Origin of the sequence: Streptomyces sp. NPDC005017 (assembly GCF_042873115.1) — a bacterium.
Lineage (GTDB): Bacteria > Actinomycetota > Actinomycetes > Streptomycetales > Streptomycetaceae > Streptomyces.
The window spans coordinates 94,484-116,314 of record NZ_JBIALD010000011.1; the positions used below are offsets into that span (position 1 = coordinate 94,484).

The following is a 21,831-nucleotide window of genomic DNA, read 5'->3' on the forward strand; positions in this document are numbered from 1 at the left end:
GCGCGTGCGCTCACAGCAGGGCGGCGGCCTCCACGGGTGAGAGGCCGCCGCCCTCGGCGTACGCCGTGTCGTGGGCGCCGGGGTCGAGTACGGCCCGGATCGCGGCCTCGGCGCGCCCGCGGACCGTGCGCTCCAGCAGGGAGGGCACATGGGCAGTCGGCAGCGCGGCGTCGGCCGCGCCCAGACAGCGGGCGGCGTCGGCGGCCCGGCGGCCCTCCAGGTGCTCGGCCAGGGCGAGCGCGGCGACCCACAGATACGCGGAGCGCATGCTCGGCTGCATGGCCCGGGACAGCGGGTCCTCGGCCATCCGCAGGGCCTCGCGGAGCTTGTCCAGGCCCTGCTCGTACCGCTTCTCGCACACGTCCAGCCAGGCCTCGGCGCCCAGGATGAACGCGTCGAAGACGATGAAGTGCGCCAGCTGGAACTCCCCGCGCAGCAGCCGCAGTTGCTCGCCCGCCTCGGCGGTACGGCCGGTCACGCCGAGCCAGCCGGCCAGGAACAGCCGGGCGGCCGGCATGCCCTCGCTGAGCGTGCCCTCGTGCTCGGCGATCACCTCGCGCAGGATGCGCTCGCCGCGTTCGGCCTCCCCCGCCTCCAGCAGGGCGGCCCCGAGCCGGGAGGCGAGCACGGCGGTGTGGGAGCGGGCGCCGAGCTGCTCGGCGTAGTCGCGGGCCTCCTGGTAGTCGGCGGCGGCGAGGGTGAACCTGCCGTGCCGTTCGCGGGCCTCGCCGCGCGCGGAGAGGGCCTCGGCGTAGCCCCAGTTGTCGCCGATCCGGCGGAAGATCGCCAGGGCCTCCTCGGCGTCGCGCTCGGCGTCCGTGGCCCACGCGCTGTGGTTGGCGCGGAAGTTGGCCCGCATCTGGAGGCTCACGGCCAGTTCCCAGTCGAAGCCGGGCGTGTCGCGGCAGGTGCGTACACAGGCCTCGATGATCTCGTACACGCGGTCGATGTCGCCGGTCAGCATCACCGCGTAGAACCAGAGCATGCCGGGGACGCGGCAGGTCTGCGGCTGGCCGGGTTCGTAGGTGGCGGCGATGAGCCGCATCTTGGCCTGGGCCTCGGGGGTCTGCCAGGCGTCCAGCTCGGTCTCCATGCAGGCCAGGTGGGCCAGGTGCACTCCGCGCCGGGCCTCGGTGAGGGCCTCGCCGGTCAGCGGCGGCGGCGCGGAGGTCAGGCGTTCCCACACGGGGGCGGCGCGCCGGAGGGGCTCGGCGAAGGGGTCGGGGCCGAGGGTCATCACCTCGGCGCACCAGTTGCGGCTCTCGTGGCGCAGGTCGCGCATCTGCCAGTACATGACCAGCGACAGCACCAGGCTGAGCGCCTCCTGCTCGTCGCGTTCGGCGACGGCGTGCCGCAGGGCGGTGCGCAGGTTCTCGTACTCCAGCTCCAGCAGGTCGATGGCGGCGCGCTGGCCGGGGCCGCGCAGCAACGGGTCGGTGGTGCGGGCGAGTTCGCGGTAGTGGATGAGGTGGGCGCGCTCGGCGGCGGCGCGTTGCCCGGCCTCGTCCAGCCGTTCGCGGGCGTACTCGGCGACGGTCTCCAGCAACCGGTAGCGCATCCCGCCGGTGCCCGAAGGGGCCGCCACCACGAGGGACTTGTCGACGAGCTGGCCGAGCACGTCGAGGGCGGCGGGCCCGCACACGGCCTCGGCGGCGGTGAGGTCGCAGCCGCCCGCGAACACCGACAGCCGTCCGAGGACCTCGCGTTCGTCGGCGTCCAGCAGGTCCCAGGACCAGTCGACGACGGCCCGCAGGGTCTGCTGGCGGGGCAGGACGGTGCGGCTGCCGGTGGTCAGCAGCCGGAAGCGGTCGTCGAGGCGGTCGGCGATCTGGCGCAGGGTGAGCATCCGCAGCCGGGCGGCGGCCAGTTCGATGGCGAGCGGCAGGCCGTCCAGGCGGCGGCAGATCTCCGCGGCGGCCTCGGGGTCCTCGTCGGGGCGGAAGCCGGGCCGGGCGGCCGCGCCGCGGTCGGCGAGCAGCCGCAGCGCGTACGGCTCGGGCAGCGGCTCGACCGGGCGCACCAGCTCCCCGGGCACGCCGAGCGGCTCGCGGCTGGTGGCCAGCACGGTCAGGCCGGGGCAGCGGGCCAGCAGCTCGGCCACCAGCCGGGCGGCGGCGTCGATCACGTGCTCGCAGTTGTCGAGGACGATCAGCATGCGGCGGCGGCCGCAGTGCTCGGCGAGCCTGCTGACGGCGTCGTCGTGGTGGTGGTCGGCGACGGCCGCCCGCATGCTCTCGGCGCCGGCGCCGTACAGGACGGTCTCGCGGGCGCCGATCGCGGTGAGGACGGCCTCGGGCACGGCGGCCGGGTCGTCGACCGGGGCCAGCTCCGCCAGCCACACCCCGTGCGGGGCGAGTTCGGTGACGCCCTCGGCGGCCTCCTGCGAGAGCCGGGTCTTGCCGGCCCCGCCGGGCCCGAGGAGGGTGACGAGCCGGGCGGCGGCGAGGTCCTCGCGCAGGGCGGCGATGTCGTCCTCGCGGCCGACGAAGGAGGTCAGCCGGGCGCGCAGGTTGCCGCGCGGCGGCCGGGCCGTCGGCGCGGGTTCCGCGGCGGCCAGCAACTCGGCGTGCAGGGCGCGCAGTTCCGCCCCGGGGTCGGAGCCGAGGGAGTCGGCGAGGAGCCTGCGCACGGTGTCGTAGGCGGCCAGGGCCTCGGCGGTGCGGCCGGTGTCGCGCAGGGCGGCCAGGCGCAGCGCCTGGAGCGGCTCGTCGAGGGGGTGGGTGTCGCACAGGGCGGTCAGCTCGGGCAGCGCCCGGCCGGCGTGGCCGAGGCGGAGGGCGGCGGTGAGCCGGGCGCGCCGGGCGTCGAGGTGCAGTTGCTCGCAGCGGGCCGCCTCGGCGGTGCGGTCGGGCAGGTCGGCGAGGGCCGGGTCGCGCCACAGGGCGAGGGCGTCGTCGAGGACGGCGGCGGCCTTGGCGGGGTCGCTGTCGGCCAGGGCGCGCAGGCCCTCGCCGGTGAGCCGCTCGAAGCGGTGCAGGTCGATGTCGTCGGGGGCGGCGGCGAGCCGGTAGCCGCCGTCGGCCGAGACGACCGCGTCGGCGCCCAGGGCCCGGCGCAGCCGGCCCACCAGCGCCTGGAGCGCGCCGGTGGCGTCCGCGGGCGGGTCGCCCTCCCACACCTCCTCCACCAGCAGTCCGGCCGGTACGACGCGGTCGGGGCGCAGGGCGAACACGGTCAGCAGGGCGCGCAGCCGCGCCCCGCCGACCGGGACGGGGGTGCCGTCGTGGCGGAGCGCCTGGGTGGTGCCGAGGATGCGGTAGCGCACGGGGTCCATTCTCTCCGGTGGGGCGGGGGGCTCGGCACGGGTTTTTCCGGCGGGTGCCGCCGGAGGGGGTCCCCCTTCCCAGGAACCCTCCCCGGTTCCCGTTACGTTGTCCCGTCATGACAGGTACGGTCGGCCAGTCGACCGAGTACGGAGGTGTCCCGCGCCATGACCACCGCCACGAACCGGCACAGCGACCGGAGGATCAGTCCCGTCTTCGTCGGGATCGCGGCCGTGACGGCGGTGACCGGCTGGGCCACCTGGACAGGGTTCGCGGAGCAGCCGGGGCTGGCCGTGTTCCTGTTCGTGACGGCGGCGTGGATCGTGTCGCTGTGCCTGCACGAGTACGCGCACGCGCGCACCGCGCTGCACAGCGGGGACATCTCGGTGGGCGCCAAGGGCTATCTGACCCTGAACCCGCTGAAGTACACCCACGCGCTGCTGAGCGTCGTCCTGCCCGTGCTGTTCGTGATCATGGGCGGGATCGGTCTGCCCGGCGGCGCGGTGTTCATCGAGCGCGGCCGGATCAGGGGCCGCTGGCGGCACAGCCTGATCTCGGCGGCGGGTCCCCTGACGAACGTGCTGTTCGCGCTGGTGTGCACGGCCCCGTTCTGGCTGGACGCGCTGGACGGCGTGCCCCGGGACTTCCGGTTCGCGCTGGCGTTCCTGGCGCTGCTCCAGGTGACCGCGGCGATCCTGAACTTCCTGCCGGTGCCGGGCCTGGACGGCTACGGCGTGGTCGAGCCCTGGCTGTCGTACAACGTGCGGCGCCAGGTGGAGCCGCTGGCGCCGTTCGGGCTGCTGATCGTGTTCGCGCTGCTGTGGATCCCCTCGGTGAACAGCGTGTTCTTCGACATGGTCGACGCGGTCCTGCGAGGGCTCGGCATCAGCGACTTCGACACGTACTGCGGCTACGACCTGTACCGCTTCTGGCGCGGTACGGCCGATGTCTGCTCGGTCAGCCCGTGACCGACCGGCCGGCCCGCTCGCGCTTGAAGTAGTACCAGGTCATGTTGGAGGACAGACCGGCGAGCAGCACCCAGACGACCCCGAGCCAGCTGCCCTGCGCGAAGGAGACGACGGCGGCGGCCACGGCGAGGAGGCAGACGGCCAGGGCGTAGAGGGCGAGACGCCGGGCCCGGCGGGGCGGGGGCACGGGAGGCATGGGGATCGGCTCCTGTCGGGGGACACTGCTGATGTCCATCAGTGTCCCCCATCGGCTCATACGTCCGTGACGCGGAGTCCCGCGTGGGCCTTGTAGCGGCGGTTGACGGAGATCAGGTTGGCGACCAGGGACTCGACCTGGTGGGCGTTGCGAAGCCGGCCGGAGAAGACGCCCCGCATGCCGGGGATACGGCCGGCCAGGGCCTGCACGATCTCGACGTCGGCGCGCTCCTCGCCGAGCACCATCACGTCGGTGTCGATGCGCTCGATCTCCGGGTCCTGGAGCAGGACGGCCGACAGATGGTGGAAGGCGGCGGTGACCCGGGAGTCCGGCAGCAGGGCGGCGGCCTGCTCGGCGGCGCTGCCCTCCTCGGGCTTGAGGGCGTAGGCGCCCTTCTTGTCGAAGCCGAGCGGGTTGACGCAGTCGACGACGAGCTTCCCGGCGAGTTCCTCGCGCAGGGAGGTCAGGGTGGCGCCGTGGCCGTCCCAGGGCACGGCGACGATGACGACGTCGCTGCGGCGGGCGGTCTCGGCGTTGTCGGCGCCCTCGATGCCGAGGCCGAGTTCGTCCGCGGCCGCCTCGGCGCGCTCGGCGGCGCGGGAGCCGATGATCACCTTCTGGCCGGCCTGCGCGAGGCGGTAGGCGAGGCCCTTGCCCTGCGGTCCGGTCCCGCCGAGCACGCCGACGACCAGCCCGGAGACGTCGGGAAGGTCCCAGGGGTCCTTGGCGGGGGCCTTCTGTGCAGCACTGTCGGTAGAGGTCATGGGGCGACTCTACGTGCGGGGTTGTGGTGGGCGGGGGGCGTGGGTTGGCTCCGGGGCGTGGGTGCGGGTTGTGGGTGCGGGTTGTGGGGGTGTTCGCGCGGTTCCCCGCGCTCCCTTGGGGGGTGGGTGTCCGCCGGGGGGGGAGGGTGCGGGCTGTGGGGGTGTTCGCGCAGTTCCCCGCGCCCCCTTGGGGGGTGGGTGTCCGCCGGGGGGAGGGTGCGGGCTGTGGGGGTGTTCGCGCAGTTCCCCGCGCCCCCTTGGGGGGGTGGGTGGTGACTGTGCGGGTTGTGGGGGTTGCTCGCGCGGTTCCCCGCGCCCCTTGAGGGCTCGGCTTTGGAGCGTGAGTGCGGGTGGTGGGGTTTCTTGCGGTTCGTCGTCGTGGTGCGGGGGCGCGCCGGGGGGTGTCCGTCCTCGGTCCGCCGAGCTGGCTTCCCACGGGAGCCGGGGCACGTTCCCGGCGGCCGCTGCGGGCGGACACCCCCCGCCACTCCCCCTCCCCGCCGTACGCGGCTCCCGTACGTCCGCTGTCGAGCGGGGCGAAACTCGGTTGCGGTGGTGGGGTGGGGCGTCGAGCATGGCCCGTCGTGACTGACTCCCCCGAACCCCCCTCCCGCTCGCGCGGGCTGCTTCCCGATCTGGCTCCGTGGCGGGCTTCGCGCGACTTCCGGCTGCTGTGGGTGGCGGGGGCGGTCTCCAACTTCGGGAGCTTTCTGACGTTCGTCGCGCTGCCCGTGCAGATCAAGGAGCTGACGGGGTCCGCGGCGGCGGTCGGGGCGATCGGGGCCGTGGAGCTGATCCCGCTGATCGTGTTCGGGCTCTACGGCGGGGCGCTGGCCGACGCGCTCGACAAGCGGGGGCTGATCCTGTGGTCGGAGGTGGGGCAGGGGCTGCTGAGCGTGATCCTGCTGGTGAACGCGCTGCTGCCGGAGCCCGCGGTGTGGCCGCTGTTCCTGGTGGCCGCGCTGTCCTCCGCGCTGGTCTCCGTGCAACGGCCCGCGCTGGACTCGCTGTGGCCGCGGATCGTGGCGCACGAGCATCTGCCCGCCGCCGCCTCGCTGAACTCGCTGCGCTGGACCGTCGGCGGGGTCGCGGGCCCGGCGCTGGCGGGCGTGGTCGTGGCGTACGCGGGACTGGGCTGGGCGTACGCGGCTGACCTGGTCACCTTCGCCGTGTCGGTCGCGCTGATCGTGCCCCTCGCCTCCTCGCCCGCCGCCCACGAGGCGGCCAGGCCCTCCCTGAAGGCCATCGCCGAGGGCGCCCGGTACGCCTGGAGCCGCAAGGAGCTGCTCGGCACCTACGCCGTGGACCTCGCGGCGATGTTCCTGGCGATGCCGCTGGCCGTGCTGCCGTTCCTGGCGGACGACCTGGGCGCCGAGTGGGCGTTGGGACTGATGTACGCGGCGGTGCCGTTCGGTTCGCTGCTGGTGAGCGTGACCAGCGGCTGGACCGCGCGCATCCACCGGCACGGGCGGATGGTGGTGCTCGCGGCCGCGCTGTGGGGTCTCGCGATCGCGGCGGCGGGCGTCTGCGGGAACGTGTGGCTGGTGCTGCTGTTCCTGACCGTCGCCGGGGGCTGTGACATGGTCAGCGGGATCTTCCGCGGGGTGATGTGGAACCAGACGATCCCCGACGAGCTGCGCGGCCGGCTCGCCGGGATCGAGCTGCTGTCGTACTCGGTCGGGCCGACGCTCGGCCAGGTCAGGTCGGGCGGGTTCGCCGCGTGGTGGGGCGTGCGGGCGTCGGTCTGGTCCGGCGGGCTGCTGTGCGCGGGCGGGGTGGGTCTGCTGGCGCTGTGCCTGCCGAAGCTGATGACGTACGACGCCCGCACGGACGAGCACGCGGCCCGGGTGCGTGAGCAGCGGGAGGCGGCCGCCGCGTCCGTGAAGGCGGAGGTACGGGCGCGGGCCTGACGGGCGGGCGGGTCCGCGAAGGCGTGGCGCGCGACGCGGCCCCGGGCCCGGCCGTCAGTGCTCGTCCGTGCCCTGTCCCCCCGTCGGCGCGTCGTGCCAGCGCGGGTCGTTCTCCCACTCCAGGTTGCGCTCACGGGCGGTCGCCATCGCTTGCTCGGCCTCCGCGCGGCTGGTGTACGGGCCGAAGCGGTCCTTGGCGGGGCACTCGGGCCCCTCCTCGACCTTCTTGTGCTCCAGGCAGTAGTACCACTCGCCCGGTTTGCCGACGGTGCGCTTCTTGAACACGGCCATGACCGGCTCCTTTCGCCACGGACATGGTCCCCCATGACCGCTGTCTTAGACTCGCTGGCATGTCTGGCCAGTCGCTGCTCGTACCAGGGGAGCTCTCTCCCACCCGTTCCGTACCCGGAAACATCCGCCGTCCCGAGTACGTCGGCAAGCCGGCGCCCACGCCGTACACCGGTCCGGAGGTGCAGACGCCCGAGACGATCGAGGCGATGCGCCGCGCGGGCCGGATCGCCGCGCGGGCGATGGCGGAGGCGGCGAAGATCATCGCGCCGGGCGTCACCACGGACGAGCTGGACAAGGTGGCGCACGACTATCTGTGCGACCACGGCGCCTACCCGTCCACGCTCGGCTACCGCGGCTTCCCCAAGTCGCTGTGCACCAGCGTCAACGAGGTCATCTGCCACGGCATCCCGGACTCGACCGTCCTGCGCGACGGCGACATCGTCAACCTGGACGTCACGGCGTACGTCGGCGGGGTGCACGGCGACAACAACGCGACCTACCTGGTGGGTGACGTCGACGAGGAGAGCCGACTGCTGGTGGAGCGCACCCGCGAGTCGCTCACCCGCGCGATCAAGGCGGTCAAGCCGGGGCGCCAGATCAACGTCATCGGCCGGGTCATCGAGTCGTACGCCAAGCGCTTCGGCTACGGCGTGGTCCGCGACTTCACCGGGCACGGGATCAACTCGTCGTTCCACTCGGGCCTGATCGTCCCGCACTACGACAGCCCGCACGCGACGACCGTGATCCAGCCGGGGATGACGTTCACGATCGAGCCGATGCTGACGCTGGGCACCCACGAGTACGACATGTGGGACGACGGCTGGACGGTCGTGACCAAGGACCGCAGGCGCACCGCGCAGTTCGAGCACACGCTGGTGGTCACCGGGTCGGGGGCGGAGATCCTCACCCTGCCGTGACCTGCCCGTACACCCGTCCTCATCTGTTTCCCCTGGTGAGGGCGGGTTTCCTCTTGTAGCGTCTTACCGACAGGACGTCGGCAAACCTCTTGACTCAGGACCCTGACCTAGAAGGATGGACGCATGGACTCCTTCTCGACCGTGATCAGGACCGCATCCCACGAGCAGCACACGGAGGCGGAGACCTCGACGTTCATGAGCGATCTGCTCGGCGGCCGGCTCGGCGTGGACGCCTACGCGCGCTACACCGAGCAGCTGTGGTTCGTGTACGAGGCGCTGGAGGCCGGGGCGGGGCGGCTGGCCGCCGATCCGGTCGCGGGGCCCTTCGTCCGGCCCGAGCTGTTCCGGCTGGGGGCGCTGGAGCGGGATCTCGAGCATCTGCGGGGGCCGGGGTGGCGGTCGACGCTGAGTGCGTTGCCGGCGACGCGGGTGTACGCGGACCGGGTGCGGGAGTGCGCCGAGGAGTGGCCCGGGGGGTATGTCGCCCATCACTACACGCGGTATCTCGGCGATCTGTCGGGTGGGCAGATCATCCGGGACCGGGCGGAGCGGACGTGGGGGTTCGCGCGCAAGGGGGACGGGGTGCGGTTCTACGTCTTTGAGGGGATCTCGAATCCCGCGGAGTTCAAGCGGGGGTATCGGGAGCGGCTGGACGCTCTCGCGGCGGACGAACTGGAGCGGCAGCGGGTCGTGGCCGAGTGCCGGGACGCTTTCGCTTTGAATACGGCGGTGTTCAGGGCGCTGGGGGCCGAGTATCCCCTCACTGCGTGAGCGCTGCCGCTGGGCTTGGCGTTTCGTGGTGTGTGCGGCACCGTCGGGGCTTGTCGCGCAGTTCCCCGCGCCCCTGAACAGACTGCGCAGTTCCTCGCGCCCCTTAAAAGATTGCGCAGTTCCCCGCGCCCCTAAAAGACTGCGTCGCCTGGTGGTTAGCGTTCCAGTAGGACTCGGCCGCCTATTTCTATCCAGTTGTGGGGTTGGGGGGCGGTGAGGATCTGGGAGCCGGTGCCCTGGGTGATGTTGAGGGCTCGGCCCAGTTGGGCGGTGAGGAGCATGGCGGCGGCGCCGGTGGCCTCGTCCTCGTCGATGCCGTCGTCGCGGCCGGGGAAGCCCCGCGCGCGGACGCGGCCTGCGGCCTCGTCCTCCCAGGCCCAGGCGTAGATCCACTCGCCCTTGGGCGGTATCGGGAGGGCGTCGACCTCGGCGGCCGAGCCGTACTGGCGCAGGGTGCGTGGCGGGGCCCAGTCCGCGCGGGCCTCGATCCAGCTGAACTCGCCGTCCTGGCGGGCGCCCACCTGCCCGGCGGGGGTGATCAGTTCGGGCACGTCCAGCAGCCAGGCGGCACCGACGCACGGGTGGCCGGCGAACGGCAGCCGCAGGGTGGGGGTGTAGATGTCGACGACACCGCGCTCGGGGTCGTCGACGAACACCGTCTCGCTGAAGCCGAGTTTGGCGGCGAACATCTGGCGCTCCTCGCGCTCGGGCATGGTCGAGCCTTCGCGGACGACGCCCAGTTCGTTGCCGTATCCGCCGTTCGGCGCACAGAAGACGCGCAGCACGTCGTAGTCAGTCACCGGGGAATTGAACCACCGGTCGGCGCCGTTCGTGCGGGAGAGGTGACCTGGTGGCCGCCCCTCCCGCACGGACCCCCGTTCCCACGGGGCGGGTGCCATGCCTGCGGGCGGCGGCGGCACATCGCGAGGACACCACGCCCGCCCCGGCGGCGACGGGAGCGCTGGCGCCGTGGCGGCAGGCCGCCGCCGGTGACCATGCCGGTCGTGCCGCCGCTTCCTCCCGTGCCGCTCCGCCGCCGCCTCCGGCGGTCTGGGAGGTGCTGCCCGACGGGAGTTCGGCGCCGAAGCCGGTGCGGGCGCCCGGGCGGTGAGTCGTGCGGGCGCCTCGGGGCCCGGGACTTTGACGCTCTCTTGACCCTTCCATGACACCCGTTTTGAGCCACCGTGATCGGCCCGTGCCCATTCCGCTTCCGTGAGAGCTGAATCACCACACGCACGGGTATCACACAGGTAAGCCTCAGATAAGTTAGGTGAGCCTACCCGCACCGTATGGCGTGGGTCACGTCGCTTTTCCGCCGCTTGTCTGGAGTCCGTATGCGTGCCGCCCGCCTCACCGTCGTGACCGCCGCCGCCACCGCGGCAGCCCTGACCGCCGTTACGGGATGCACCGAGAAGAGCAAGGCCGGCGAGGGCTCGGACCATGTCATCAACGTGACCGCCACCGACGACAAGTGCGAGGTGTCGAAGAAGGAGGTGCCCGCCGGGCACCTCGAACTCGCCATCGAGAACAAGGGCTCGAAGGTCACCGAGGTCTACGTCCTCTTCCCGGACGACCGCGTGGTGACCGAGCGCGAGAACATAGGCCCCGGCACCAAGCAGCGGGTCACCGCCGAGGTGAAGGCCGGCGACTACCAGATCGCGTGCAAGCCCGGCATGAAGGGCGACGGCATCCGCCAGGCCATCAAGGCCACCGGCAAGAACACCGCCGCGAAGCGTGACCCGCGCCTGGACAAGGCCGTCGCCGAGTACCGCGCCTACGTGCAGGCCCAGGCCGACGAGACGCTGCCGCTCGCCGAGAAGTTCGCCCAGGCCGTCAAGTCCGGTGACCTGAAGGCCGCGCAGGCCGCCTACGCCGGCTCCCGCATCGGCTGGGAGCGCACCGAGCCGGTCGCCGAGTCCTTCGGCGACATCGACCCCAAGGTCGACGTGCGCGAGGACGGCCTGGAGGACGGCCAGGACCCGGCCACCGACTGGACCGGCTGGCACCGCCTGGAGAAGGCCCTGTGGCAGGACAAGAAGATCGGCGACCGTGAGAAGGAGCTCGCCGACCTGCTGATCAAGGACCTGAAGGACTGGCAGAACCGGGTCGGCAAGGCCGAGATCACCCCGACCTCCATGGCCAACGGCGCCAAGGAACTGCTCGACGAGGTCGCCACCGGCAAGGTCACCGGCGAGGAGGAGCGCTACTCGCACACCGACCTGGTCGACTTCAAGGCCAACGTCGAGGGCGCCGAGAAGTCCTACGCGCTGCTGAAGCCGGTCGCCCAGGAGAACGACGCCGAGCTCACCGCCGAACTGGACAGGCAGTTCGCCGCGTTGGACACACTGCTCGACAAGTACCGCGCGAACAAGAACTCGTACGAGTTCACCTCGTACGACAAGGTCGGCGAGGCCGACCGCAAGGAGCTGTCGGACGCGGTGAACGCGCTCGCCGAGCCGCTCTCCCGGCTCGCCGCCGCCGTCGTCGCCAAGTGAGCGAGGGGCAAACGGACATGACCGGCAAGGACAGCCCGGCGACCACCGCCGGCACGGACGGCACCCCGGCGACCTCCGCCGGCGCGGACGGCACCCCCGCGGCCGACGGGACCCGGGCCACGCCCTCCCGTCGCGCGCTGCTCGGCTGGGGCGGTGCGGGCCTCGCGCTCGGCGCCGCCGCGGCGGGCGGCGCGGTCGCCCTGACCCGCGACGGCGACGCGGGCGACGACGCGCTGCCGGCCGCCGAGGCGGGCGCCGCGATCGCCTTCCACGGCGCCCACCAGGCCGGTATCTCCACCCCGGTCCAGGACCGGCTGCACTTCGCGTCCTTCGACGTCACCACCGGGGACCGCGCGGAGTTCGTCCGGCTGCTCAAGGACTGGACCGAGGCCGCCCGCCGGATGACCGCCGGACAGGCGGTCGGCGAGGGCGGCTTCGGCGGGCTGCCCGAGGCACCGCCGGACGACACCGGCGAGGCCCTCGGCCTCAAGCCCTCCCGGCTCACCCTGACCATCGGCTTCGGCCCGTCGCTGTTCGAGAGGTTCGGCCTGGCGGCCCGGCGCCCCGAGGCCCTGGTCGACCTGCCGAAGTTCGCGGGCGACAACCTCGACCGCAACCGCAGCGGCGGCGACCTGTGCATCCAGGCCTGCGCGGACGACCCCCAGGTCGCCGTGCACGCGGTGCGCAACCTGGCCCGCATCGGCTTCGGCAAGGTCGTCGTCAGATGGTCCCAGCTCGGCTTCGGCAAGACCTCCTCGACCACGCCCGAGGCACAGACCCCGCGCAACCTGATGGGCTTCAAGGACGGCACCCGCAACATCGCGGGCACCGAGACCGACCGCCTGGAGAAGCTCGTCTGGGTCGGTCCCGAGGACGGCAGCGACTGGATGACCGACGGCTCCTACCTCGTCGCCCGGCGCATCCGGATGCACATCGAGACCTGGGACCGCACCTCCCTCCAGGAGCAGGAGGACATCTTCGGCCGCGACAAGGGCGAGGGCGCGCCGGTCGGCAAGGCCAAGGAGCGCGACGAGCCGTTCCTGAAGGCGATGAAGCCCGACGCGCACGTACGGCTCGCCCACCCCGACGCCAACGGCGGGGCGACACTGCTGCGCCGCGGCTACTCCTTCACCGACGGCACCGACGGTCTCGGCCGCCTGGACGCGGGCCTGTTCTTCCTCGCCTACCAGCGCGACGTGCGCAAGGGCTTCATCCCCGTCCAGCGCAACCTCGCCACGGACGCCCTCAACGAGTACATCCAGCACGTGGGTTCGGCGGTCTTCGCCGTCCCGCCCGGCGTCCGCGACAAGGACGACTGGTGGGGCCGCACGCTGTTCGCGAAGGAGGCCTGAGCGGTGTTCTCCAACTACCTGATCGGACTGCGGGAGGGCCTGGAGGCCAGCCTCGTCGTCTGCATCCTGATCGCCTATCTGGTCAAGACCGGCCGCCGCGACGCGCTCAGGCCGATCTGGACCGGCATCGGCGTCGCGGTCGCCGTGGCCCTCGGCTTCGGCTGCGCCCTCGAATTCGGCTCCCAGGAGCTGACGTTCGAGGCACAGGAGCTGCTCGGCGGCTCACTGTCGATCGTCGCCGTCGGCCTGGTCACCTGGATGGTCTTCTGGATGCGGCGCACCGCCCGGCATCTGAAGACAGAGCTGCACGGCAAGCTGGACTCCGCGCTCCAGATGGGCACGGCCGCCCTGGTCGCCACCGCCTTCCTCGCCGTCGGCCGGGAGGGCCTGGAGACCGCCCTGTTCGTGTGGACGTCCGTGCGCGCGGCCGGTGACGGCTCCCCGCGCCCGCTGATCGGCGCCGGACTGGGCCTGGCCACCGCGGTGTTGCTGGGCTGGCTGTTCTACCGGGGCGCCCTGCGGATCAACCTGGCGAAGTTCTTCACCTGGACCGGCGGCCTGCTCGTCGTGGTCGCGGCGGGCGTACTGGCGTACGGCGTCCACGACCTCCAGGAGGCCGACCTCGTACCGGGTCTGACCAGCAAGGCCTTCGACGTCAGCGGCACGATCCCGCCGGACAGCTGGTACGGCACGCTGCTCAAGGGCGTGTTCAACTTCCAGCCCGAACCGACCGTCCTCCAGGTCACGGTGTGGCTGCTGTACCTGATCCCGACGCTCGCGCTGTTCCTCGCCCCGGTAGGGTTCGCCTCCGGGAAGGGGAAGGTGAAGGAGCCCGATGACCAGGGATCGCAGCCGTCTGAGACTTCGCAGGCGTGACCGTAACGGCCTGACAGCGGCGGCCGTTGTGGCCGTCCTGTCGTTCACCGCGAACGGATGCGTGGTGGTGCACGGGGAGCGCGAGGTGCTCCCCGCCGCCACCGCGTCCGAGGCCGCGGAGGCCTTGCGCGAGTTCACGACCGCGTACAACGCCGCCGACAAGGCCTACGACAGTTCCCTGGACGCCGGGCATGTCACCGGCGCGCTCGCCGACATAGACGCGGCCCGGCTGAAGGCGGGCCGCGTCAACCACCCCGACGGGAACCCGGCGCACACCCCGCTGGAGCTGACGGACGCGAAGTTCACGGTGGTGGAGAAGCCGGGCTGGCCGCGCTGGTTCCTCGCCGACGCCCGGGGCAACAAGGGCGGCGACGCCCGCTGGCTGCTGGTGTTCACCCGCGACCGCCAGGAGGCGCCCTGGGAGGTCGCGTACCTGACGCTCGTAGCGCCCGGCGACGTACCGGAGTTCAAGAAGGACAAGGACGGTCATGTCGAGGCCGTCCCGGCCGACTCCCCCGAACTGGCCGTCGCACCCGAGGACTTGAGCCAGGGCTATGTGACGTATCTGAAGGAGGGCGGCAACGCCTTCGCCGACGGCACGCACACCTCCGCCTGGCGCGACCTGCGCGAGCAGAACGCCAAGCGGCCCGGTCTCGTACGCCAGTACATCGACGAGCCGCTCTCCCGGGGCGACTACGCCCCACTGGCCCTGCGGACCGCCGACGGCGGCGCGCTGGTCTTCTTCGGCACCCACCACTACGAGAAGCAGACAGCCGCGGCCGGCGCGACCGTACCCGCTCCCAACGACGACGTGCTCGCCCTCACCACCGGCGAGATCAAACAGTCCCTGACCATGGAGTTCGTCTCCAACCAGGCAGTCCTCAACCCCAGACAGGGCACAGCCGCCCCCCAACTGAGAATGCTGGGCAGAATCCAGGGCCTGACAGCAGCCAAGGGCGACTGACCCACCTTTTCCAGGGGCGCGGGGAACTGCGCAACCTTTCAGGGGGCGCGGGGAACTGCGCAACCCTTTTGGGGGCGCGGGGAACGGCGCAATCTTTTCGGGGGCGCGGGGAACGGCGCAATCCTTGAGGGGCGCGGGGAACGGCGCAAATCTTCAGGGGCGCGGGGAACGGCGCGAATCTTCAGGGGCGCGAGGAACTGCGCATCTTCAAGGGGCGCGGGGAACTGCGCGACCAACCCCACCCGCCCCGCAGGAGAGCCACCCCCGCCAAAACCCCTACCCCCGCGACGGCCAGGTGGCCGACCCCTGCCCACCCACATGCCGCGCACACGCGTCAGTAAGCCGCTCCAACAACATCAACGGCTCCGGCAACGCGAACTCAGGCCCCCGCACCCAGTGCACACCGTCCCCCTCACCCCCGGGCAACCGCGCGGGAGGCACAAGAACGTACGACCCCCGGCAGTGCCACCGCAGCCCGGGATGCTCGTCCATCGTCTCGGGATGGCAGTCCAGCTCGCACGGCCACCACTCGTCCTCGTCCTCGGGCGTACCCCGCGTGAGAGTGAAGAAGTACATGCGCCCGTCGTCGCTCTCGGCGACCGGCCCGACCTCGACCCCGTCGGCGAGCAGCCGCTCCAGCGCCTCACGCCCGGCCTCGCGGGGCACGTCGAGGACGTCGTGGGTCATGCCGGTGGCGGTGATGAAGTTCGCCTCGGGCTGATGCCGGACCCAGCGCTCGACCTGCGCGCGGTCGGTGGTGGACTGCGTCTGCCAAGCGAACGACACCGGGTGCCGCGCGGGCGTGGGACAGCCGACGCGGTCGCAGGAGCAGCCGTAGCCCGGGGCCGGGTGAGCGGCGGGCGCGAGCGGCAGACCGGCCGCGGCGGTGGCGAGCAGCAGGGCCTCGCGGCCGTCGTCGGCGGCGGCCGGTTCCGGGCCGCTTCGGCGCAGCCACTGGGAGATTCGGCCCCGCAGGCCGGTCGGGCCGGCGAACTCCGCGCTCATCTGTCCCCTCGCCTCGCTGTGGTGCGGACAGCATGCCTCATCGTCCCACCATCCTGCGCTCCGGGGGGCAGGAGCCGACAACCGGGAAGGGTGGGACGAGACGTAATCCACACCGGGATCAGCGCCGATGGCGTGCTTTGCCGGGATTTCCATGACTTGTCTCCCGACCTTACGGCACCCGGAATGGCACTGGGTGCCAGGTGCCGCGGGGCGGGGTGACGCGGCCGACAGCGGCCGGAAGGGCCCTAGGGGCGCGGGACGAGGCCGTGGAGGGCGTAGTCGACGAGGGTGTCGGTGTACTCGTGGGAGATCGGCGCGGTGCGCTGGAGCCAGCGCTGGGCGAGCGGGGAGACGAACAGCTCCAGGGCGATGCGCGGGTCCACCTCGGGGCGGACGTGCCCGGCGTCCTGGGCGGCGCGCAGGCGGTCGACGTAGAGCTGGAGCTGGGGTTCGAGGAGCTTGGTGACGAACTCGCGGCCGAGTTGCTCGTTGACCACGCCCTCGGCGGCCAGGGCCCGGCTGGGTGCGTCGAAGCGGGGGTCGAGGAGTTCGTCGACGGTGGCCCGCAGGACGAACTTGAGGTCGGCGGCGAGGTCGCCGGTGTCCGGGAGGGCGTAGGTCTCCGGGGCGGTCCGTCCGGCCTCGTGGGCCGCCTGCGCCGCCTGCTCGCCGAGGTCCAGGAAGGCCTCCAGCAGGACGTCGGCCTTCGAGGACCACCAGCGGTAGATCGTCTGCTTGCCGACCCCGGCGCGGGCGGCGATGCCCTCGACGGTGGTCTTGGGGTAGCCGACCTCGCCGACGAGGGCGAGGGCGGCGTCGTAGATCGCGCGGCGGGACTTCTCGCTGCGGCGGCTGGCGTCGGGGGCGGGCTTGTCGACCATGCCCCGACGATACCAGGAGGCGAGACGGAGCGTCTCGCCTGGACCTCCTCCGTCATCGCCGACGCCGGGACGACGCCCAGGCACCCCCGGGAAGGCGCTGAGCCATCACCCGGGACGACGCTGAGGCACCACCCAGGAAACGCCCGGGACGACGACGCCGAGGCATCCCCCGGGAAGCGGCTCAACCATCGCCCGGGACAACGCTCAGACAGCTCCCGGCAAGCCGTTCAGCCATCACCCGGGACGACGCCCAGGCCCCCCGGAAGCCGCTCAGCCCTCCGCCGGGTAGCGCACCCCGATGCGCTCGCGGATCGCGTCCAGCGTGCGCATCACGGCGAGGCTGCCGTCCAGCGGCACCAGCGGCGACTCGGTCTCCCCGGCCCGCAGCGCGCGCATGACCTCGCGGGCCTCGTGCTTGAGGGTGGTGCGCGGCCCGTGCGCGGGATCGGCGGCGAACTCCTCCGGCTCACGGCCGTCCCGGTGCAGCACGAAGCGGTCCGGGTGGAAGAAGCCGTCCGGGATGTCGATGCGGCCCTGCGAGCCGGTGACCGAGGCCCGGACGGGCGTACCGCCGATGATGGAGCAGTGCAGCGAGGCGATGGCGCCGCTCTCCCAGGAGAGCAGCGCGCCCGTCTGGAGATCGACGCCCTCCTTCGAGAGCACCGCTCGCGCCACGACGTCCGCGGGCTCGCCGAGCAGGAGCTGCGCGAACGACACCGGGTAGACGCCCAGGTCCAGCAGCGCGCCCCCGCCCTGGCGCGGGTCACGCAGCCGGTGGTCCGGCGGGAAGGGGCCGGAGAGCCCGAAGTCCGCCTGGACCGTGCGCACTTCGCCGATGGCGCCGTCCTCGACCATGGCCTTCAGCCGCCGCACCAGCGGGTTGCAGTAGGTCCACATGGCCTCCATGAGGAAGCGTCCGTGCTCCCGGGCGAGCCCGACCAGCTCGTCGGCCTCGCGGGCGTTCAGCGTGAACGCCTTCTCGCACAGCACGTTCCGCCCGGACTCCAGGCACAGCCCAGCGGCCGCCCGGTGCGAGGCGTGCGGGGTGGCGACGTACACGACGTCGATGTCCTCGTCCATGGCCAGCGACGCCCAGTCGCCGTAGGCCCTGGGGATCCCGAAGCGCTCGGCGAACGCCTTCGCCGAGGCCTCGGTGCGCGAGGCCACCGCCACCACCTCCGCGTCCGGCAGATCCACCAGATCCGCCGTGAAGGCCGCCGCGATCCCGCCGGTCGCCAGAATCCCCCACCGCACGCCGTCAGCCATTCCCGCCCCATCCTCGGTCGGCCACAATCAATCAGCACTGTGTTCGAGCTGAGAGCATAGGCCGGTGGAGCACGGCTCGAAGAGGGATGGAGAGCGAGGAGCGCATGGGCGAGGGCGGGGCCTCGACGCCTGATCTGTCACGGGCGGCCGCACCGACGAAGCGGCCGCCCGTGCCTGCGGCACGCCGGACCGGCCTGCTCGTCACCTTCGTCCTCGGCGGTCTGACGGCGACTCCGCCGCTGGCGATGGACATGTACCTGCCCGCGCTGCCGGAGGTCGCCCGCGTTCTGCGCGCGCCCGCCGCCACCGTGCAGCTCACGCTGACCGCCTGTCTGGCCGGCATGGCGCTCGGCCAGCTCGTGGTCGGTCCGATGAGCGACCGCTGGGGCCGCCGCCGCCCGCTGCTCGCCGGACTGGCGGTCTACGTCGTCGCCACCGTGCTGTGCGCCGTGGCGCCCACCGTCGAGGCGCTGGTCGCGTGCCGCCTCGCGCAGGGGCTCGCGGGCGCCGCCGGGATCGTCGTCGCGCGGGCGGTGGTCCGCGATCTGTACGACGGCGTGGCGATGGCCCGGTTCTTCTCCACGCTGATGCTGATCTCGGGCGCGGCCCCGATCGTCGCGCCCCTGATCGGCGGTCAGGTCCTGCGGGTGACGGACTGGCGGGGCGTGTTCGTCGTCCTGGCGGTGATCGGGGTGCTGCTGCTGGGGCTGGTGTGGACCCGGCTGCCGGAGACCCTGGCCCCCGAGGAGCGGCATCGCGGCGGCATCGGGGAGACCCTGCGCTCGATCCGCGGGCTGCTGGCCGACGGGCCGTTCACCCGGTACACGCTCGTCGGGTCCTTCGCCTTCGCCGCGCTCTTCGCGTACATCTCGGCCTCGCCCTTCGTGGTGCAGGAGATCCACGGGGCCTCGGCGCAGACCTTCAGCCTGCTGTTCGGCCTGAACTCGGTGGGACTGGTGGCGGCCGGGCAGTTCAACGGCAAGGTGCTGGTGGGCCGGGTCCGGCTGGAACGGGTGCTGGTGGCGGGACTGGCGGTGGCGGTGCTCGCCGCGGGCGCGCTGCTGGTGATGTCGCTGGGCGTGTTCGGCGCCACGGGGCTGGTGCCGGTCGCCGCCGCGCTGTTCGTGCTGGTGACGTCGATGGGCGTGATCCTGCCCAACGCCCAGTCGCTGGCGCTGCTGCGCACCAGGCACTCGGCCGGGTCGGCGTCCGCGCTGATCGGCACCTCCTCGTTCCTGGTCGGTGCCGTGGCCTCCCCGCTGGTGGGGATCGCGGGTGAGGACACCGCCGTGCCGATGGCCGTGGTGCAGCTGGTGGCGGCCGTGGCGGCGCTGGGCTGCCTGGCGGGCCGGCGGTGGCGCGAGGGCGCGGCCGGGACCGAGGGCTCCGGGTCCGGGGAGGAGAGCTGAGCGCGCCGAGGCTTCGCGAGGGCACGCCGCTGCGGGCGGGCCTCGACCCGGGGGAGATCGACGCCCTGGTCCGCCATGTGCGCGGGCTGACGTCCGGGGAGCGGCCCTGGGCCGCGGGCGCCGTCGTGGTCGCCGGGCGCGGCCCGGTGCTCGCGGTGGCCGAGGCGGCGGGCTGGGCCGTGCGGTACGCCGGCTGGGACCCGGTGGCCGGCGCCGGGGTCGAACTGCCCTCCGGGCGGCGGGTCGCCATGACCGTGGACACGCCGTTCGACCTGGCCTCGCTGACCAAGCTGTTCACCTCGGTGGCCGCGGTGCAGCAGATCGAGCGGGGCACGCTGGGCATGGACGCGCTGGTCGGCGCGTATCTGCCGGAGTTCCACGCGGCCGCCGGGCACGGCGTCACCGTACGGCAGCTGCTGACGCACACCTCGGGGCTGCGGCCGGAGCTGCCGCTGTACGACTGCGCCGACGCCACCGAGCGGCTCGCGATGCTGCGGGCCGAGGCGCCGACGGGTGTGCCGGGCGAGTACGTGTACTCCGACCTGAACATGCTGCTGCTCCAGCACGTCCTGGAACGCGTCACCGGGCGCGGGCTGGACGTGCTGGTCCACGACGGCATCACCCGGCCGCTGGGCATGACGGCCACCCGGTTCGGGCCGTGCCCGGGGGCGGCGGCCACGGAGGACCAGCGGCGGCCGTGGGCGAAGGCGGACCGCGGGATGCTGCGCGGCCAGGTGCACGACGAGAACGCCTGGGCGCTGGGCGGGGTGGCCGGGCACGCGGGGCTGTTCTCCACGGGCCGTGATCTGGCGGTGTTCTGCCGGGCCCTGCTGGCGGGCGGCTCGCACGGGCCCGCCCGCATCCTCGGGCCCGACTTCGTGGAGCTGCTGCTGACGCCGCCGGGGCTGGGGTTCGCGCTGGACCAGCCGTGGTTCATGGGCGAGCTGGCGGGCCGGGGCGCGGCGGGGCACACCGGCTTCACGGGCACGTCCCTGGTCCTGGACCCGGCGACGGACACCTTCCTCGTCCTGCTGGCCAACACCGTGCATCCGTGCCGGCGGCCCCCGGACAGCCGCCCTCGGGCGACGGCGGCGACCCGGCTGGCGCGGGCGGTCGCGAAGGCCTGAGGCGGCGGGGCGGCTGGAGACAGGGCCGAGAGGCCGAAGGGGGCGACGGCGGCCGCGGCGAAGGGGCCCGCCGGAGCTGAGAGAATCGCGGGGTGAACGCCCCCGTAAGCCCCGCCGAAACCCTGCGCGCCGCTCTCGCCGGGCTGCTCGACGGTCTGCCGCCCCGGCAGGCCGCGCAGGCGGTCGAGCGGCTGATCGCCAACTACCGGGGGGCCACCCCCACCGACGCCCCGATCCTGCGGGACCGGGCGGACGTGGCGGCGTACGCCGCGTACCGGATGCCGGCCACCTTCGAGGCGGTGTCGGCGGCGCTGGAGGCGTTCGCGCGGGCCGTGCCCGGCTGGGTGCCGGGCAGCCAGGTGGACGTCGGCGGCGGGACGGGCGCCGCGACCTGGGCGGTGAGCGCGACCTGGGACGGGCCGCGCGAGGTGACCGTGCTGGACTGGGCGGAGCCCGCGCTGGCCCTGGGCCGGGAGATCGCGGCGGCCAACCCGGCGCTGGCCGGCGTACGGTGGCGGCGCTCGCGGATCGGGGCGGCGCCCACCCTGGAGAGCACCGACCTCGTCACCGTCTCCTACGTCCTCAACGAGCTCGCCGAGGCCGACCGCCGGGCCCTCGTGGACAGCGCCGCGGCCGCCGCTCGGGCCGTGGTGATCGTCGAGCCGGGCACCCCGGACGGCTACGCCCGGGTCATCGAGGCCCGGGACCGGCTGATCGCCGCCGGTTTCCGCGTCGCCGCGCCCTGTCCGCACAGCGCGGCCTGCCCGATCGTGCCGGGCGAGGACTGGTGCCACTTCGCGGCGCGGGTCAGCCGCTCCTCGCTGCACCGGCAGGTCAAGGGCGGCTCGCTGCCGTACGAGGACGAGAAGTTCGCCTACGTCGCGGCGACGCGCCCGCCCGCCGACGGCTCCCCCGTCTCCCCCGCGCCCGCCCGGGTCGTACGCCGGCCGCAGATCCGCAAGGGGCAGGTGCTCCTCGACCTGTGCGAGGCCGACGAGCACCTGCGCCGTACGACGGTCACCAAGCGCCACGGCGACCTCTACAAGGCGGCCCGCGACGCGGAGTGGGGCGACGCCTGGCCCCCGGCGGACTGACCCGCCGGCGACGGACATGACGGTCCGCACGCAGACGGGTGCGCTCCGGGCCGACGGGCGCGTGGCGCCCGAACCCCGTGATGGACGTGGCCGACGTGGCGCGCACGGTACGGCACATGGCGGGGCTGCCGCTCGCGGCGAACGTCCGGTTCGCGACGGTGCCGGCCACGGCGATGCCGTACGTCGGCCGCGGCTGAGGACGGCCCGGGGCGCGCGCGGCGGGGCGGGCGGGACCTTCGCCGTACGCCCTGCCGGCCGAGCGCGGTCGCGGTTCGGCGCCCA

Annotated in this window: 19 protein-coding genes and 1 pseudogene; 12 read left to right on the forward strand and 8 right to left on the reverse strand. The window is 73.2% G+C overall.

What is annotated here, in order from left to right; genetic code table 11:
* Window positions 1-10 precede the first annotated feature (10 nt).
* Window positions 11-3,274 (reverse strand): BTAD domain-containing putative transcriptional regulator, encoded by a 3,264-nt coding sequence (locus tag ACFYR0_RS18605; RefSeq protein WP_389328694.1) that lies wholly within the window; start codon window positions 3,272-3,274, stop codon window positions 11-13.
* Between the two features lie 156 nt (window positions 3,275-3,430).
* Here ACFYR0_RS18605 and ACFYR0_RS18610 point away from each other — a divergent pair, with 156 nt between their 5' ends.
* Window positions 3,431-4,231 (forward strand): site-2 protease family protein, encoded by an 801-nt coding sequence (locus tag ACFYR0_RS18610; RefSeq protein WP_389328697.1) that lies wholly within the window; start codon window positions 3,431-3,433, stop codon window positions 4,229-4,231.
* Here the strand turns inward: ACFYR0_RS18610 and ACFYR0_RS18615 are convergent.
* Together ACFYR0_RS18615 and npdG are read right to left on the reverse strand one after the other, a co-directional pair.
* The gene (locus ACFYR0_RS18615; protein WP_389328700.1) at window positions 4,221-4,427 is read right to left on the reverse strand and encodes a hypothetical protein; all 207 of its coding nucleotides are present in this window, start codon (window positions 4,425-4,427) and stop codon (window positions 4,221-4,223) included. The genes ACFYR0_RS18610 and ACFYR0_RS18615 overlap by 11 nt on opposite strands.
* A gap of 56 nt (window positions 4,428-4,483) precedes the next feature.
* Window positions 4,484-5,191 carry an NADPH-dependent F420 reductase gene (npdG, locus tag ACFYR0_RS18620; protein ID WP_389328702.1) on the reverse strand — a complete coding sequence of 236 codons (708 nt, stop codon included), beginning with the start codon at window positions 5,189-5,191 and terminating at the stop codon, window positions 4,484-4,486.
* Window positions 5,192-5,775: 584 nt separating this feature from the next.
* Here npdG and ACFYR0_RS18625 point away from each other — a divergent pair.
* Entirely contained in the window at window positions 5,776-7,101 is a 1,326-nt protein-coding gene (locus ACFYR0_RS18625; protein WP_389328704.1) for an MFS transporter, read from the forward strand.
* A 54-nt stretch (window positions 7,102-7,155) separates the two neighbouring features.
* Here the strand turns inward: ACFYR0_RS18625 and ACFYR0_RS18630 are convergent, their stop codons facing one another.
* Window positions 7,156-7,392, reverse strand: coding sequence for a hypothetical protein (locus tag ACFYR0_RS18630; protein ID WP_389328706.1), 237 nt, complete (start codon window positions 7,390-7,392; stop codon window positions 7,156-7,158).
* A 59-nt stretch (window positions 7,393-7,451) separates the two neighbouring features.
* Between ACFYR0_RS18630 and map the strand changes: the two genes are divergently transcribed.
* A complete protein-coding gene (map, locus tag ACFYR0_RS18635; protein ID WP_389328708.1) occupies window positions 7,452-8,309 on the forward strand; it encodes a type I methionyl aminopeptidase in 858 nt (285 codons plus the stop codon).
* A gap of 123 nt (window positions 8,310-8,432) precedes the next feature.
* On the forward strand, window positions 8,433-9,080 hold the full coding sequence (locus ACFYR0_RS18640) for a heme oxygenase (biliverdin-producing) (protein WP_389328710.1): 648 nt from the start codon (window positions 8,433-8,435) through the stop codon (window positions 9,078-9,080).
* A gap of 155 nt (window positions 9,081-9,235) precedes the next feature.
* On the opposite strand, the gene ACFYR0_RS18645 is transcribed toward ACFYR0_RS18640, so the two are convergent.
* Window positions 9,236-9,880 carry a PhzF family phenazine biosynthesis protein gene (locus tag ACFYR0_RS18645; protein ID WP_389328712.1) on the reverse strand — a complete coding sequence of 215 codons (645 nt, stop codon included), beginning with the start codon at window positions 9,878-9,880 and terminating at the stop codon, window positions 9,236-9,238.
* A 534-nt stretch (window positions 9,881-10,414) separates the two neighbouring features.
* Here ACFYR0_RS18645 and efeO point away from each other — a divergent pair.
* From efeO to ACFYR0_RS18665, 4 genes are read left to right on the forward strand one after another with little or no spacing between them, the layout of a single operon-like run.
* Window positions 10,415-11,575 carry an iron uptake system protein EfeO gene (efeO, locus tag ACFYR0_RS18650; RefSeq protein ID WP_389328714.1) on the forward strand — a complete coding sequence of 387 codons (1,161 nt, stop codon included), beginning with the start codon at window positions 10,415-10,417 and terminating at the stop codon, window positions 11,573-11,575.
* A 17-nt stretch (window positions 11,576-11,592) separates the two neighbouring features.
* A complete protein-coding gene (efeB, locus tag ACFYR0_RS18655; protein WP_389328717.1) occupies window positions 11,593-12,927 on the forward strand; it encodes an iron uptake transporter deferrochelatase/peroxidase subunit in 1,335 nt (444 codons plus the stop codon).
* 3 nt (window positions 12,928-12,930) lie between these two features.
* A complete protein-coding gene (gene efeU, locus ACFYR0_RS18660; protein ID WP_389328720.1) occupies window positions 12,931-13,803 on the forward strand; it encodes an iron uptake transporter permease EfeU in 873 nt (290 codons plus the stop codon).
* Window positions 13,763-14,767 (forward strand): hypothetical protein, encoded by a 1,005-nt coding sequence (locus ACFYR0_RS18665; RefSeq protein ID WP_389328723.1) that lies wholly within the window; start codon window positions 13,763-13,765, stop codon window positions 14,765-14,767. The genes efeU and ACFYR0_RS18665 overlap by 41 nt, the downstream gene beginning before the upstream one ends.
* Before the next feature lie 276 nt (window positions 14,768-15,043).
* Here the strand turns inward: ACFYR0_RS18665 and ACFYR0_RS18670 are convergent, their stop codons facing one another.
* From ACFYR0_RS18670 to ACFYR0_RS18680, 3 genes are all read right to left on the reverse strand, one after another.
* Window positions 15,044-15,772: a bifunctional DNA primase/polymerase gene (locus ACFYR0_RS18670; protein ID WP_389328726.1), complete on the reverse strand. Its 729-nt coding sequence runs from the start codon at window positions 15,770-15,772 to the stop codon at window positions 15,044-15,046.
* 245 nt (window positions 15,773-16,017) lie between these two features.
* Window positions 16,018-16,653: a TetR/AcrR family transcriptional regulator gene (locus tag ACFYR0_RS18675; protein ID WP_389328729.1), complete on the reverse strand. Its 636-nt coding sequence runs from the start codon at window positions 16,651-16,653 to the stop codon at window positions 16,018-16,020.
* A 270-nt stretch (window positions 16,654-16,923) separates the two neighbouring features.
* Entirely contained in the window at window positions 16,924-17,919 is a 996-nt protein-coding gene (locus ACFYR0_RS18680; protein WP_389328732.1) for a Gfo/Idh/MocA family protein, read from the reverse strand.
* 104 nt (window positions 17,920-18,023) lie between these two features.
* Here ACFYR0_RS18680 and ACFYR0_RS18685 point away from each other — a divergent pair, with 104 nt between their 5' ends.
* The 4 genes and pseudogenes from ACFYR0_RS18685 to ACFYR0_RS18700 form a co-directional block, all read left to right on the forward strand.
* A complete protein-coding gene (locus ACFYR0_RS18685) occupies window positions 18,024-19,328 on the forward strand; it encodes a multidrug effflux MFS transporter (RefSeq protein WP_389329148.1) in 1,305 nt (434 codons plus the stop codon).
* Entirely contained in the window at window positions 19,274-20,455 is a 1,182-nt protein-coding gene (locus tag ACFYR0_RS18690) for a serine hydrolase domain-containing protein (RefSeq protein ID WP_389328735.1), read from the forward strand. Before ACFYR0_RS18685 ends, ACFYR0_RS18690 begins: the two co-directional genes overlap by 55 nt.
* Window positions 20,456-20,547: 92 nt before the next feature.
* Window positions 20,548-21,549: a small ribosomal subunit Rsm22 family protein gene (locus tag ACFYR0_RS18695; protein WP_389328738.1), complete on the forward strand. Its 1,002-nt coding sequence runs from the start codon at window positions 20,548-20,550 to the stop codon at window positions 21,547-21,549.
* A gap of 7 nt (window positions 21,550-21,556) precedes the next feature.
* Window positions 21,557-21,746 (forward strand): annotated as a pseudogene (locus ACFYR0_RS18700) (3-oxoacyl-ACP reductase); the annotation flags it as partial.
* Window positions 21,747-21,831 lie beyond the last annotated feature (85 nt).